Origin of the sequence: Aestuariirhabdus haliotis (assembly GCF_023509475.1) — a bacterium.
Taxonomy (GTDB): domain Bacteria; phylum Pseudomonadota; class Gammaproteobacteria; order Pseudomonadales; family Aestuariirhabdaceae; genus Aestuariirhabdus; species Aestuariirhabdus haliotis.
In genome coordinates this window covers 40,249-53,594 of record NZ_JAKSDZ010000010.1, presented here as the reverse complement: position 1 = coordinate 53,594, position 13,346 = coordinate 40,249, and the positions used below count along the sequence as shown (strand labels likewise).

12 protein-coding genes are annotated in these 13,346 nt (G+C 50.9%); 8 read left to right on the top strand and 4 right to left on the bottom strand.

The annotated features are described in order from the left end of the window. Positions 1–49: 49 nt before the first annotated feature. The 5 genes from arcA to MIB40_RS08885 all read left to right on the top strand — a co-directional run bounded on the left by arcA (position 50) and on the right by MIB40_RS08885 (position 6,838). Positions 50–1,276, top strand: coding sequence for an arginine deiminase (gene arcA / locus MIB40_RS08905; RefSeq protein ID WP_249693174.1), 1,227 nt, complete (start codon positions 50–52; stop codon positions 1,274–1,276). Positions 1,277–1,384: 108 nt separating this feature from the next. Further along, entirely contained in the window at positions 1,385–2,386 is a 1,002-nt protein-coding gene (gene argF, locus MIB40_RS08900) for an ornithine carbamoyltransferase (RefSeq protein WP_249693172.1), read from the top strand. Positions 2,387–2,465: 79 nt separating this feature from the next. After that, positions 2,466–3,395 (top strand): carbamate kinase, encoded by a 930-nt coding sequence (arcC, locus tag MIB40_RS08895; RefSeq protein ID WP_249693170.1) that lies wholly within the window; start codon positions 2,466–2,468, stop codon positions 3,393–3,395. Positions 3,396–3,615: 220 nt separating this feature from the next. Then, positions 3,616–4,404: a hypothetical protein gene (locus MIB40_RS08890; protein WP_249693168.1), complete on the top strand. Its 789-nt coding sequence runs from the start codon at positions 3,616–3,618 to the stop codon at positions 4,402–4,404. A gap of 37 nt (positions 4,405–4,441) precedes the next feature. Then, positions 4,442–6,838: a response regulator gene (locus tag MIB40_RS08885; protein WP_249693166.1), complete on the top strand. Its 2,397-nt coding sequence runs from the start codon at positions 4,442–4,444 to the stop codon at positions 6,836–6,838. An 84-nt stretch (positions 6,839–6,922) separates the two neighbouring features. On the opposite strand, the gene MIB40_RS08880 is transcribed toward MIB40_RS08885, so the two are convergent. After that, positions 6,923–7,372: a MarR family winged helix-turn-helix transcriptional regulator gene (locus tag MIB40_RS08880; protein ID WP_249693164.1), complete on the bottom strand. Its 450-nt coding sequence runs from the start codon at positions 7,370–7,372 to the stop codon at positions 6,923–6,925. 5 nt (positions 7,373–7,377) lie between these two features. After that, a complete protein-coding gene (locus tag MIB40_RS08875; RefSeq protein ID WP_249693161.1) occupies positions 7,378–7,866 on the bottom strand; it encodes a glutathione peroxidase in 489 nt (162 codons plus the stop codon). Between the two features lie 192 nt (positions 7,867–8,058). Between MIB40_RS08875 and MIB40_RS08870 the strand changes: the two genes are divergently transcribed. The 3 genes from MIB40_RS08870 to htpX all read left to right on the top strand — a co-directional run bounded on the left by MIB40_RS08870 (position 8,059) and on the right by htpX (position 10,856). Next, positions 8,059–9,273 carry a pyridoxal phosphate-dependent aminotransferase gene (locus MIB40_RS08870; RefSeq protein WP_249693158.1) on the top strand — a complete coding sequence of 405 codons (1,215 nt, stop codon included), beginning with the start codon at positions 8,059–8,061 and terminating at the stop codon, positions 9,271–9,273. Positions 9,274–9,332: 59 nt separating this feature from the next. After that, the gene (locus tag MIB40_RS08865) at positions 9,333–9,770 is read left to right on the top strand and encodes a hypothetical protein (RefSeq protein WP_249693156.1); all 438 of its coding nucleotides are present in this window, start codon (positions 9,333–9,335) and stop codon (positions 9,768–9,770) included. 222 nt (positions 9,771–9,992) lie between these two features. Next, positions 9,993–10,856 (top strand): protease HtpX, encoded by an 864-nt coding sequence (htpX, locus tag MIB40_RS08860; RefSeq protein ID WP_249693154.1) that lies wholly within the window; start codon positions 9,993–9,995, stop codon positions 10,854–10,856. A 29-nt stretch (positions 10,857–10,885) separates the two neighbouring features. On the opposite strand, the gene MIB40_RS08855 is transcribed toward htpX, so the two are convergent. Then, positions 10,886–12,082 carry an ATP-NAD kinase family protein gene (locus MIB40_RS08855; RefSeq protein WP_319941646.1) on the bottom strand — a complete coding sequence of 399 codons (1,197 nt, stop codon included), beginning with the start codon at positions 12,080–12,082 and terminating at the stop codon, positions 10,886–10,888. 5 nt (positions 12,083–12,087) lie between these two features. Continuing rightward, positions 12,088–13,257, bottom strand: a complete 1,170-nt coding sequence (pdxB, locus tag MIB40_RS08850) for a 4-phosphoerythronate dehydrogenase PdxB (RefSeq protein WP_249693152.1) — start codon at positions 13,255–13,257, stop codon at positions 12,088–12,090. Between the last annotated feature and the right edge of the window lie 89 nt (positions 13,258–13,346).

Here is a 13,346-nt window from a genome sequence, read left to right as displayed (position 1 = left end):
CAAAAGGTCGTATGAAGGTCGCAAATTTCGATAGCAAGGAGAAAAAAATATGTCTCGCTTTTATGTAGGTTCTGAAATTGGTCAACTGCACAAAGTTCTGCTACATCGTCCGGAGCTTTCACTGCGTCGCTTGACCCCAACCAACTGCGAAGACCTTCTTTTTGATGACGTGCTCAGGGTAGAGCAAGCTGGCGAAGAACATGACGCCTTTGCACAAACCCTGCGCGATGAAGGTGTAGAGGTCTTTCTGCTCAAGGAAGTTCTGGCAGAAACCCTTGCAATCCCTGAAGCCAAAGAGTGGATCCTTGACCGCCAGATTTCTCAATTCCGCTACGGCCCAGCCCTGGCCAAGGAAGTACGTGCCTATTACAGCAGCCTGGACAACAACAATCTGGCTTCTCACCTCATTGGCGGCTTGACTGTTGCAGAGCTCAATTCTGAATTGGGCAGCCCAACCCTGCAGGTAATGGGACAGACTGATTTCATCATGGACCCAATCCCCAACCACCTGTTTACTCGTGACACCTCTTGCTGGGTATACGGTGGCGTCTCTGTCAACCCTATGATGAAACCTGCTCGTAAACGTGAAACTGTTCACATGCGCGCCATCTACAAGTTCCACCCAATGTTTAAAGATGCTGATTTTGAGATCTACTTCGGTGATGAAGATCGCAACTTCGAACTCTCTACCATTGAGGGCGGTGACGTACTGGTTATCGGTAAAGGTGCCGTATTGATCGGTATGTCTGAGCGTACCACTCCACAGGGTGTTGAACTGCTGGCTCAGAATCTGTTCCGCACTGGTCAGGCAACCAAGGTTATCGCCTTGCAACTGCCTCAAGCCCGCAGCTGCATGCACCTTGATACGGTGATGACCCACATGGACCTGGATTGCTTCACGGTATACCCGGACATCATGCGTGACGACATCGCCGCCTGGGAACTGACTCCTGGCAATGCTGAAGGTGAAATCGTCTTCACCCGTGTTAAAGACCGCTTCACCGACGCCATCGCTCGCGCCCTGGGTGTTCCAGAGCTACGACTGGTTACTACCGGTGGTGATGTCTTCGAAGCAGAGCGTGAGCAATGGAACGACGCCAACAACGTATTGACTGTACGTCCTGGTGTGGTTATTGGCTACGAGCGTAACGTGTATACCATCAAGAAAATGGAAGAAGCCGGCATCAAGGTACTTCCAATTCCAGGTGAAGATCTCGGTCGCGGTCGTGGCGGAGCTCGCTGCATGAGCTGCCCAATGGAACGTGATGGTATTTAATTAACCAATCGGGTGGCCGCTAACCCGGCCACCTCATCAACAAACGCACCCAGATCACAAAACCCTGAGTGCGAAATAACCCACTCATTTGAAAGAAGGAATTTGACCATGGCTTTTAATCTTCGCAACCGCCACTTCTTGAAGCTCGAAGATCTTACTCCACGTGAGATTGCGTTCTTGATTCGTCTCTCTGACGACCTCAAGGTTGCTAAGTATACTGGCAATGAAGTCCAGCGCTTAACTGGTAAGAATATCGCCCTTATTTTCGAAAAGACCTCTACCCGTACTCGCTGCGCTTTCGAAGTTGCTGCCTACGATCAGGGCGCTCACGTTACCTATCTCGGCCCCACCGGCTCACAGATTGGTAAGAAAGAATCCATGAAAGATACCGCACGCGTTCTGGGCCGTATGTACGACGGCATCGAATACCGTGGATTTGGCCAAGCCGTTGTGGAAGAATTGGCTGAGTACGCTGGTGTACCTGTATGGAACGGTCTGACTGACGAGTTCCACCCCACCCAGATTCTGGCTGACTTCCTGACCATGAAAGAGCACAGCGGCAAGGAACTGAACGATATCACCTTTACTTACCTGGGTGATGGCGGTAACAACATGGGCGATTCCCTGATGATCGGTGCTGCCAAAATGGGTATGGATTTCCGCATGGCTGCTCCCGAAGAGTGCCGTCCGGTTCCAGAGCTGATCCAGATCGCGAAAGAGATTGCCAAAACCACTGGCGCGACCATCACTCTGACCGAAGATGTCAAGGCTGCTGTTAAGGGCGCTGACTTCCTCTACACTGATGTTTGGGTATCCATGGGCGAGCCTGATTCTGTGTGGGAAAAGCGCATCAAGCAACTTAAGCCATACCAGGTCAACAAAGAAGCGATGGAAGCCACTGGCAACCCCAACGTGAAGTTTATGCACTGCCTACCTGCGTTCCACAACCGCGAAACGACTGTTGGTGAGGAGATCTTTGAGAAGTTCGGCCTCGACGGTCTCGAAGTAACCGATGATGTCTTCGAATCTGCCGCCTCTATCGTTTTCGATCAAGCAGAAAACCGCATGCACACCATCAAGGCTGTTATGGTCGCCACTCTCGGCGAATAAGCCCTGTCGCATTCTAGACAGTTCTAAATGCTAGCTACCCGGAAACGGGTAGCTACGCCCCTCTTCAGAGGAGTTCAAAATGTTAGTCGTCATTGCACTCGGAGGCAACGCCATCCTTCAACGGGGTGAGCCTCTGGAAGCCGAAAACCAGAAGCGTAATATCGAGAAAGCAGCCAAAGCCATCGCCAAGGTCGCTAAAGAACACACCGTAGTACTAACCCACGGCAACGGTCCCCAGGTAGGTCTATTAGCTTTGCAAAACGAAGCCTACCGTGAGGTAAGCAACTACCCTCTCGACGTCCTCGGCGCTGAAACCCAGGGTATGATCGGTTATGAATTTGAAAAGGCGCTGCGTAACGAGCTACCTGATGCCAACATCGCCGGACTATTCACTCAAACCGTGGTCGACCCGAAAGATCCTGCGTTTGCCGATCCTGATAAGTTCGTAGGCCCGGTCTATAGCCAGGAACAAGCGACTGAACTGGCCCGCACCAAAGGCTACTTCATGAAGGCCGATGGCGAGCATTTCCGCCGCGTTGTCCCTTCTCCCATGCCAAAATCCATTGTCGAGCTTAATTCCATTAAGCAGCTGGTTGATACTGGCACCATGGTTATCTGCACTGGCGGTGGTGGTGTCCCAGTATCTCAGGACGATAGCGGTAAGTGGCAAGGTGTCGAGGCCGTTGTCGATAAAGACCGCGCCTCCACCACGTTGGCAGTCGATCTGAAGGCCGACGCTCTACTGGTGTTGACCGATGTCGAAGGCGTAGCCATTAACTGGGGTCAGCCTGACCAGAAAACCATCATGACCGCGACCCCCGAGCAGATGGAAGAGCATGGCTTCGCCGCCGGTTCCATGGGACCCAAAGTGGAAGCAGCCAACTCTTTTGTTCGAGCAGGCGGTAAAATCGGGGGCATCGGTTCCCTGGATCAAGCACTTGATATCGTAAACGGCACTGCCGGGACGGTTATCCGTGCTGATCACTCTGGAGATGTAAAATACCACTAAGTTCAAACTTGGCTTACAACTCCTCTATACCTGCGCCCTTCTGTGGCGCAGGTACTCCCTACCCAGTAGCTATCCCCCTTGCAAGTATCTCCCCAGCTTTATCTTTAAAAGTCCGCATCAAAGCCCTCCCTCTTGAATGAGACACTAGACGCATGGCTACAATTGTTAGATACCATCGGTTATAGTGAATTAATAGTTAACCGAAGGTGGGAGTAACGGAGTGGATCCCCTAGTTATTAGCGGCATCATAGTATTTGTTGTACTGGGCCTCATAGGCGTTGCCTACATTAATCATGCAATGGAAAACGCCAAAATCCAGCGAGCCCGCAAGATCGCCGAGGGCAACGACCGTATTCGGCGCATTGATTACATACAAGCTGATCTCCCCTTCAACTATCAGCAAAAAGGTTTGCTGACATTTTTACTCTCAGAAAAACTGTTTGCCTTGAATCAGATGCTACCCTTTGCAACCAAGGAGCAGCAGGTTAACGTTCAAAAGCGCATAGAAATCACCCGAGAGGAGATAAACACGCCTCCATCTGCTCCAGCGGAGCCCAGGCAAATTACCAGTGAAGCGCAAGCGCAAGAGATCAAAAGCCTGCTCCAGGACTCTCACAAAATTCTGGTTACTGGTGCCAAGTCGGGTAGGATCAGCAAAGCTGACGCACAGAAATACAACGCACTGATCAAACACTTTTTGGTCGTTACAGGGTATGAAGCTTTGCGTAACATGGCATCCCAGGCACGACGAGATGGCAAAATAAAGCTTGCCTTGCACCACTATATGCGGGCCTCTGCCGACTTGACTAAGAATAATGATAATAACCAGTATACCGAACAGATAAAAAAGCTCCGCGCCCTGATAAAGCACCTGCAAGAAGAAGATAAGCTCTCGCAAATGACAGACAAGCAGAAAGCTCAAATGAATAAAACCAACGAGCTTAGCCAACAACTTGAAAAAGACACTTCAGAAGATGATCCCTGGAAAAAGAAGAATGTCTATGATTAGCCCTCGCCGCTAATCGCTGTATCAATTACGCAGTATTATGAAACAGCCCCCCATGAATATCCGTTTAAGCGACCGGCTTTCTTACAAGCAGGCTCGAAATACTGTCATCCTGGCTTTTCTCCTCGGCACTATCCTGAGCATCGCACAAGTATGGATTGACTATATAAACGAAAAGCGCTCTATAGACAGCCAAGTGCGCGCCATTATAGATATCACCCACAACCCCGCCTCTCGCATTGCCTATAACATTGATTCCGAACTTGCACAGGAACTGGTACTGGGCTTGCTTGAATCCCCGATTATTATCAGCGCCGAAATCGTCGATAACACCCAAACCACGCTAGCATTTGCTAGGCGGGAGCGTAGCGATTCCCGCTACAGAGACTTAAGCGACATACTCTTTGGTAGTAGTCGTGAATACAGGGAACACTTACAAGTACTTCATGACCCAGATGAAGAACTGGGGTACCTCGACCTTAAAGTGGATACGATTGCAATTGGATCTGCTTTTTTAAAGCGTGCCGGTTTTACGTTGATGAGTGGCTTTGTGCGCAGTCTGACATTGTCATTTATCCTGCTTGTGCTCTTTTACATCATGCTAACCAAACCTCTGGTCAAACTGATCGATTCGATCAGTCGCCGAGATCCGGAACATGATGATGATGCTATCCCGTGCCCCTATGGACATGAAGCGGATGAAATAGGGGTATTGGTCGAAGCCACCAATCAACATATAACCAGTATTCAGGGCAACCTTAACCGTCGTCTTGCGGCCGAAGACAAGCTGCAAAAGCACCTCAATCAACTGGAATCGACCATTGAACAACGCACCGCCGATTTGAGCCGGGCAAACCGAAAACTTATCGCCAGCAATGAACTACTCGACCAGGCGCGCAATGATGCAGAATCAATGGCCAATGCACGTTCGGTCTTTATGGCAAATATGAGCCATGAAATTCGCACACCTATCAACGGCGTGCTCGGAATGATCAGCCTGGCATTGGAGGGAAACCTACCCACGCAACAACGTCACCAGCTCGAAACGGCCTATAGCTCAGCCACCATTTTGACCCAGCTACTTAACGATATTCTTGACCTGGCCAAGTTTGATTCAGGAAAAATGACTCTGGAGCAAATCGATTTTGATCTTCGCAATTGCATCGAACAAGCGGCCAGGTTATTGAGCGACAACGCAGCCAGCAAATCGCTTTATCTATCGATCGATATCGACCCCACCCTCCCGGAACGGGTGGTAGGCGACCCTGTACGAGTGCACCAATTAACCACTAACCTGCTATCCAATGCCATTAAGTTTACCGAACAGGGCGAAGTCCAGCTTTGCGTTACCTATATCGACGAAACACAGGATGGATTGACGATTAACATTGAGGTCAATGATACCGGTATTGGTATCGATGAAGACGTTCTGGAAGACATCCTTAAGCCTTTTACCCAGGCCGATACGGCAACCACTCGCAAGTATGGGGGCACCGGTTTGGGACTGGCTCTTTGTCAAAAATTGACCGATGCCATGAAAGGCTCTTTGGAAATTGAATCCAGCCCGGGACATGGCAGTACGTTTCGCGCCACTATTCCTTTCGCGCACAGCAAGGCACTTGTTGCGGCGCCATCTTTCCCTGAACGAGTCAACGCGGATGCCGTACTCTGCCTCTGCCAACACGGCCTAATTGACACGCTCGAAAAGCATTTGGCGTACTGGAAGATTCCTCACCAGTCTCTCAGTGACCCTAGAGGGCTTCAAGCTCACGCACGACAACAGCAGGATACAAACTATGTACTTGCCATCGTAGAATCCGAAGAAAACGCAAAAGTGGTCCGGGAATTCACTCCACAGATCAGTATTATCTTTGCAGCCCCTCAACGAGACCTACTGGCCGAATCCGAACTGAAGACCCATGGTTTCGACGCCCAATTGATATTACCGCTTCAGCGTAATGAACTGTTTCATTTGTTAGCAGGAATGATGGAATATCATGTCGTCCATCAGCCGTCTGACAAGACTGCTTGTGAGTCAATTAACGCCTCAGTAGACATTCTTCTGGTTGAAGATAACGAAACCAACCAAAAAGTCGCACAGGCTATGCTGGAAAGATTGGGACATAAGGTTACCTTATGCAGTAACGGCCAACACGCGATTGAGCTCTGCGGCGCGCACAGGTTCGACCTGGTCTTTATGGATTGCAACATGCCACTGATGGATGGCTATCAAGCTACCCGGCAATTACGCTCCCTGCCCTCCTACCAGGAGATACCCATTATCGCGCTGACCGCCAACGCCCTTAGCGAAGATCGACAAAAATGCCTGGATGCTGGCATGAACGACTACATTTCCAAACCGTTTCGAAAAGATGAACTAGCCAGAAGCATCAACAGATGGGGCCAACAAACCTTCAATACTCAGCCAACCCTATAAACATCGAAACGACCGGACAATCGGTCACCAAATAGGCAGGTGCACCGGCGCTCAAACAAACCAGCGAAAGAAACCTGTCGGCCGCTACATCTCTGCCGGCCCGATTGCCGAGAGCAGCGTTTTAAGCTGATCACGAAGAGCACTGACTTGCACCGCCGGCATGCTGGATGACTGCATCAATTTGCCGGGGATACAGCTGGCCTGTACTCTGAGAGCCGTGCCCTTCGCAGTCAAAGAGATCATCCTTGCCCGCTCATCATGCTCACAGCGCTGTCGAGTAATCAGCTCGGATTGCTCCAGACGTTTTAGCAACGGGGTTAAGGTACCGCTATCCAGCAACAGCTGCTCCCCAAGCTCTTTGACATTGATGGCCTGAGGGCGACGCTCCCATAGCACCAGCAGAACCAGATACTGAGGATAGGTCAGCCCCAGAGGCTCCAACAGCGGCCTGTAGAGACGAGTCACAGCTCTGGAACTGGCGTACAGAGCAAAGCAAAGCTGGTTGTCCAGCTTCAACTGATCCATTGTGCTCATTAATTTTAGCCTTTTAGCAGCTTCTCAATTTCTGCTTCAATCTTATCAGGACGAGTAATAGGGGCGAAGCGTTTTACTGTCTTGCCGTCGGGAGCTATCAGGAACTTGGTGAAATTCCATTTGACCCCTCTGGAGCCTAGCAAACCCGGTGCGGCAGTTTTCAAGGCAGAGAACAGAGGGTGTGTATTCTCACCATTGACATCAACCTTGGCAAACAGAGGAAAGCTGACACCAAAATTGCGTTCGCAGAAACTGGCGATCTCTCCCTCCCCCTCCGGCTCCTGCTCGCGAAATTGATTGCAGGGAAAGCCCAGTACCACCAAGCCTTTATCCTGGTACTTCTTGTGTAATGACTCCAAGCCTTTGTACTGAGGCGTAAAACCGCATTTGCTAGCGGTATTCACCACTAACAGGGCCTTGCCTCGATGTTCGTCCAGAGTGACATTTTCCCCTTTGATGGTTTGGCATTCAATTGCGAACAGATCTGTTTTCATAACGGTCTCTCTATTTTATTTTCCAAAACTATATTGCACACAATGTATTTAAGCAAGCAGATTATCAATAATTTGTACCACCGGTCTTACACCGGCTCTCACAAGGATGCATCGGAGACATTCACACCGTATGATAGGCATCCCGGTACAGACCAAAAACAAACCGGTAATGACAGGAGCAAACGAGTAGGTATGAAGGATATTAGAAAATCGGGGAAACTGGCCGAAGTCTGTTATGACATCAGAGGACCAGTGCTACAGGAAGCCAAACGCCTTGAGGAAGAAGGCCATCGAGTTCTCAAGTTAAATATTGGCAACCCAGCCCCCTTTGGTTTTGATGCGCCAGAAGAGATCATCCAGGATGTGATTCACAACCTACCCCAGGCACAGGGCTACTGTGACTCTAAGGGCCTGTTTAGTGCCCGTAAGGCTGTGATGCAAGATTGCCAAAAGAAAGGCGTAATGAACGTCGGCATCGAGGACATCTACATCGGTAACGGCGTCAGCGAGCTGATCGTTATGGCGATGCAGGCTCTACTAAACAACGGCGATGAAATGCTCATCCCAGCCCCGGACTACCCCTTATGGACCGCTGCAGTCAGCCTGTCCGGCGGCAAACCCATTCATTACCTGTGCGATGAGCAGTCCGACTGGTATCCGGATCCGGAAGATATTCGCAGCAAGATCACCGATAAAACCCGCGGTATGGTGATCATCAACCCCAACAATCCTACGGGCGCTGTCTACCCGCCCGAGCTGCTTGAAGAGTTGTTACAAATCGCTCGAGAGCACTCGTTGATCGTTTATGCAGACGAGATCTATGACCGCATACTCTACGATGATGCGACCCATACTGCACTGGCTTCGTTAGCTGACGACCTGTTAATCATCTCCTTTAACGGCCTCTCCAAATCCTATCGAGCCGCCGGTTTTCGCTCCGGCTGGATGATTATCAGCGGCAACCGCTTACGCGCAACGAGCTATATAGAAGGTCTGGATATGCTCTCCTCCATGCGCCTGTGCTCCAATGTCCCGACCCAGTTCGCGATCCAAACCGCGCTCGGGGGCTACCAAAGCATCAACGACCTTATTCTGCCTGGTGGAAGGCTTCTGGAACAGCGCAACCGGGCCTGGGAGATGTTAAATGATATTCCCGGCGTCAGCTGCGTCAAACCCAAAGGCGCTTTGTACCTGTTCCCCAAACTCGATCCCAAGCGTTATCCAATCTATGACGATGAACGCATGGTACTGGATCTGCTTCGCCAGGAGAAAATTCTGCTGGTTCACGGCAGCGCCTTTAACTGGCCAGCTACCGACCATTTCCGTATTGTCACGCTACCCAGGGTGGATGACCTGGAGATGGCCATTGAAAAACTGGCCCATTTCCTCAAAACCTACAGTCAATAAAATATAACCAAACATTCGGAAGCCTTTTAAAGCTAAATCAACAGGACCCAAAACCCACGATGGCTGATATTCATATCGAGGATTTCTACCAGGATTGTGCCCGTATTCTGCTCAAGCTCTATAGTTATTTCCCACGCAAGGGCGATATCTATGTCGACGAGATTATTGGCGATTTTGAACTCGATGAGTTTGGCATTCCCAGTGCCCGCCATCTGGCCTGCTTCAGCTGTATGCTGTGGTTAGCCGATGAAAGCTATCTGCGTTACCACGACCAGTCGCGCCAGGATGGCCTGGGTCAGGCCGTGCTCGCTGAGCGGGCGTTTCTGGCACTGGCCCGACCCGTCGAGCTTCCTATAGAACCATTGGAGAATCTGCCAGCCAGTGTCGCCCTACAACAAGGCACCCTGGCCCACCAACTGCGCACGGCCCTGGAGCAACACAACAGCCTGGCACTGCAACGGCTACTGCAAGGTATGTTCGGCAAACAATCAGGGTAACTTCGCCAGCCTATCCGGTAAAACCAATAATTACCCCTATCTCTTCTGACGCTTTAATTTAAAGCGGCTGCTGGATACCCGGTACGATTGACGTGCCGCCTTCCACTTACCAACAGTTACCGCTCTTTTTCGATGCCTTTACACAGGATCTGTTGAAAAGCACCCCTTTGACCACATAATTTTATCTATCTGACGTTTTACATTTAAAGGAAACCTGACCCTATGATGCGTATTGGACTTTTTCTCATCACTAACCTGGCCGTATTGCTTGTATTAAGCATCGTTATGAGCCTGCTGGGTATCGACAGTCGAAGCACCAGCGGACTTCTCATGATCGCCGCAGCGTTCGGCTTTGGTGGCTCGCTTATTTCATTGGCTCTTTCAAAAACCATGGCGCTTCGCTCTACCGGCGCCACAGTCATTGATCAACCCCAGAACAATACCGAGCGCTGGTTGCTGGAAACCGTGCAGCGCCAGGCCCAACAGGCCGGCATAGGCACACCTCAGGTGGCGATTTATCCCGCCGAGGATATTAACGCCTTCGCTACCGGCATGAAGCGCGATGACGCTCTGGTCGCCGTCAGTACCGGCCTGCTCAACAATATGAACCAGGACGAGGCCGAAGCGGTTCTCGGTCATGAAGTAAGCCATATTGCCAACGGTGACATGGTCACCCTGGCGCTTATTCAAGGGGTTGTTAACACCTTCGTCATCTTTATTGCCCGCATCATCGCCAACATCATCAGCGGCGTTCTGAGTCAAAACGATGACAACGGCGAAGGTCTGGGTATGTTTGCCTATATGGGGGTGGTTTTTGTACTGGAGATGCTGTTCGGTATTCTGGCCAGTATCGTCGTCGCATTCTTCTCCCGCCAACGGGAATACAAAGCCGATATTGGGGGCGCCGAGCTGGCCGGGCGCCACAAGATGATTGCCGCACTGCAACGGCTGCAAAACAACAAGGAACCCGAACTGGAAGGCTCTCTGGTGGCTTTTGGTATCAACGGCAAGAGAAGCATGGCTGAGTTCTTTATGAGCCACCCTCCGCTGGAAAAGCGTATCGCTGCCCTGCAGGCAGCTAACTAACGAAAAGCAATTCTCGAAGAGCCCTTACATCAGTCTCGGTGTAAGGGCTTTGTGCATTTATCCTGGACCTCAGGTTTCGCTGACTCTGAATCGGTGGCTTGTTTCCAGCCAACCGGATACAGCACCGCATCCCTGTACCCGGTTATCACCTGAACATGTCCAGATAGCAGGTCATCCAGCGAGGGGTCTCCGGTATCCACTTGCAACGGTGCACCCTCCAGCTCGGCCAGCTTCGATTTAGTGGCAATGACACGAATATGATCGACCCCAGCTCGACGTATGAGTTCAGGGGATATCTGATGGTTACCACGCCCCAGTATGTGCCCCTGCCCACCAATAGCGGTAACCAGGATGTACACTTCTGCCCCTTCGGTCAGTTCCAGCAATTGCTGCGCACTCAAATCAGAGGCGATCAGCTGTTGATCCTTGACCAGGTCAACACCCAGCAGGGTATTCCCCAGATTCATTTCATCCATCAGTCCCCTAGTGGTAGTTCCGGGTCCAATCACATAAAAGGCCTCAGGGTCCATCTCCTCGATGATACTGGCCGCAATATCCTGCAGCACCAACTCCTCGACTTCACGTCCACCCTGCTTGACTCGCTGCACATATTGATGGGCTCGAGGCACCAGCATATCGCCGTAATAACGCGCTTTCACCTGACCACCACGAAATGCCTCTTCATCGATATCTCGAACTTCCGCCTCCGCAACTGTAACCAATTTTCCGGTAATCAATTGAGCGACGACCTCTCCCGCTGCCTGAGGAGTTACCGCATAAACGCCGGAATGAATTTTGACCCCGGCAGGAATCCCCAGCACGGGTTGCATTTCGCCCACCGAATGGCAAATATTTCTGGCGGTACCATCCCCTCCCGCAAACAGGATCAGATCCACTCCAAGCGATTGCAGTTCTCTGGCGGCTCGCTCAGTATCTTTTGCAGTGGTTTTTCCGCTATCGATCTCACCGATAACGTCAACGTCAAAGCCCATTTCCCGAGCCAGGCTTTCTCCCATCTCGCCCGAGTAGGTAAAGACGGAAATCTGATGTTGTAATTCACGCAGCATCTCCAGGGCGATTCGAGTGCGCTCTGTTGCATGGGGAAGCGCTCCACGCGCAAAGGCCTGCTCGACAATCTCATCTCCATCGCTACCTTTTAAACCAACCGCGCCCCCGATACCGGCCAGTGGATTAACTATCAAACCCAAACGGAAATGTCGATTCACCCTTATTATTCTCCCTTACTCTGCGGACCAGAAGTTGCTCCGACGAGATTAAAACCCAAACCGAAAATAAAACCATTTCGATCGTCTGAATGCTTATCGAATTCAACCTCCAGACTGCTATTTTCACGCCGCAACGGGTACTCCTTACGCAAACGATCAAATAACAACGCAACGTCATTGCTAGCAGCCAACTGTCGACGCATTCTAAGATCATCATCACGCACATCATAAAGCAACCGCGCCAATCGAAATGCCATCGACTGAGCATCCTCCTGAGCCTGCACTCGCACTCCCTCCAAGGAAGGTGATGGCATCAATTGAGCAAGAGAGTACTGCTCAGGTTTCTCAAAATACTCACAGGCTGCTTGATAGATCATTTCCGTACCCCGCAATCGACCTTCGAGGCTATACCCGGCAATATGAGGGGTTGCTATGTCCACCTGCTGTAAAACCCGTCGATTAATACCAGGTTCGGTTTCCCAAACATCCAACGCGACCCTTAGGTCTCCGCGTTGCAGCAAAAACTCGAGTAATGCCTGCTCATCAATCACGGGGCCGCGCCCGCTATTAATCAACAATGCCCCTCGCTTCAGGACTGGCAAATTATTCCGATTAACAAGATGCTTTGTTGGATATTTCCCCGTCTTGGTCAAAGGTGTGTGTAGACTAACCACATCCGAGGATTGCAACACCTCGGTAAGACTGCAAAGAGGCAACGAAGGATCATCAAGGAAGGGATCGCTGATGAGACATTTCACGCCAAGGGCAGTTAACTGTCGGTATAACAAGCCACCCACATTGCCCGCTCCCACAATACCCACTTCTAAATCCTTCAGGCGACATTGGCGCCAGTCACAAGCTAATGCCAACACCGAAAAAACATATTGCACGACCGCCTGCGCATTGCATCCTGGTGCGGCACTGAATCCGATATTGCGTTGCTGCAAATAATCCAGATCAATATGGTCCGTGCCTATGGTGGCCGTGCCAACAAAACGCACATTACTGCCTTCTAGCAATGCGCTGTTTACGGGTGTCACCGATCGCACCAAGAGCAGATCCGCGTCACGAACATGCTCTGGACCAATGGCTCGACCTGAAACTCGTTCAATCGCCCCCCAACCTGAGAAAAACTCTTCCACCAGAGGCATATTTTCATCGGCAACAATTTTCATGATGGGGCGGCCCCACTCCTAAAGAGAATCATCGAAGGCGCAGCAGCTTAAGTTAGCGCGGCCGAAGCCGCAAGCTATGGTTATATAGG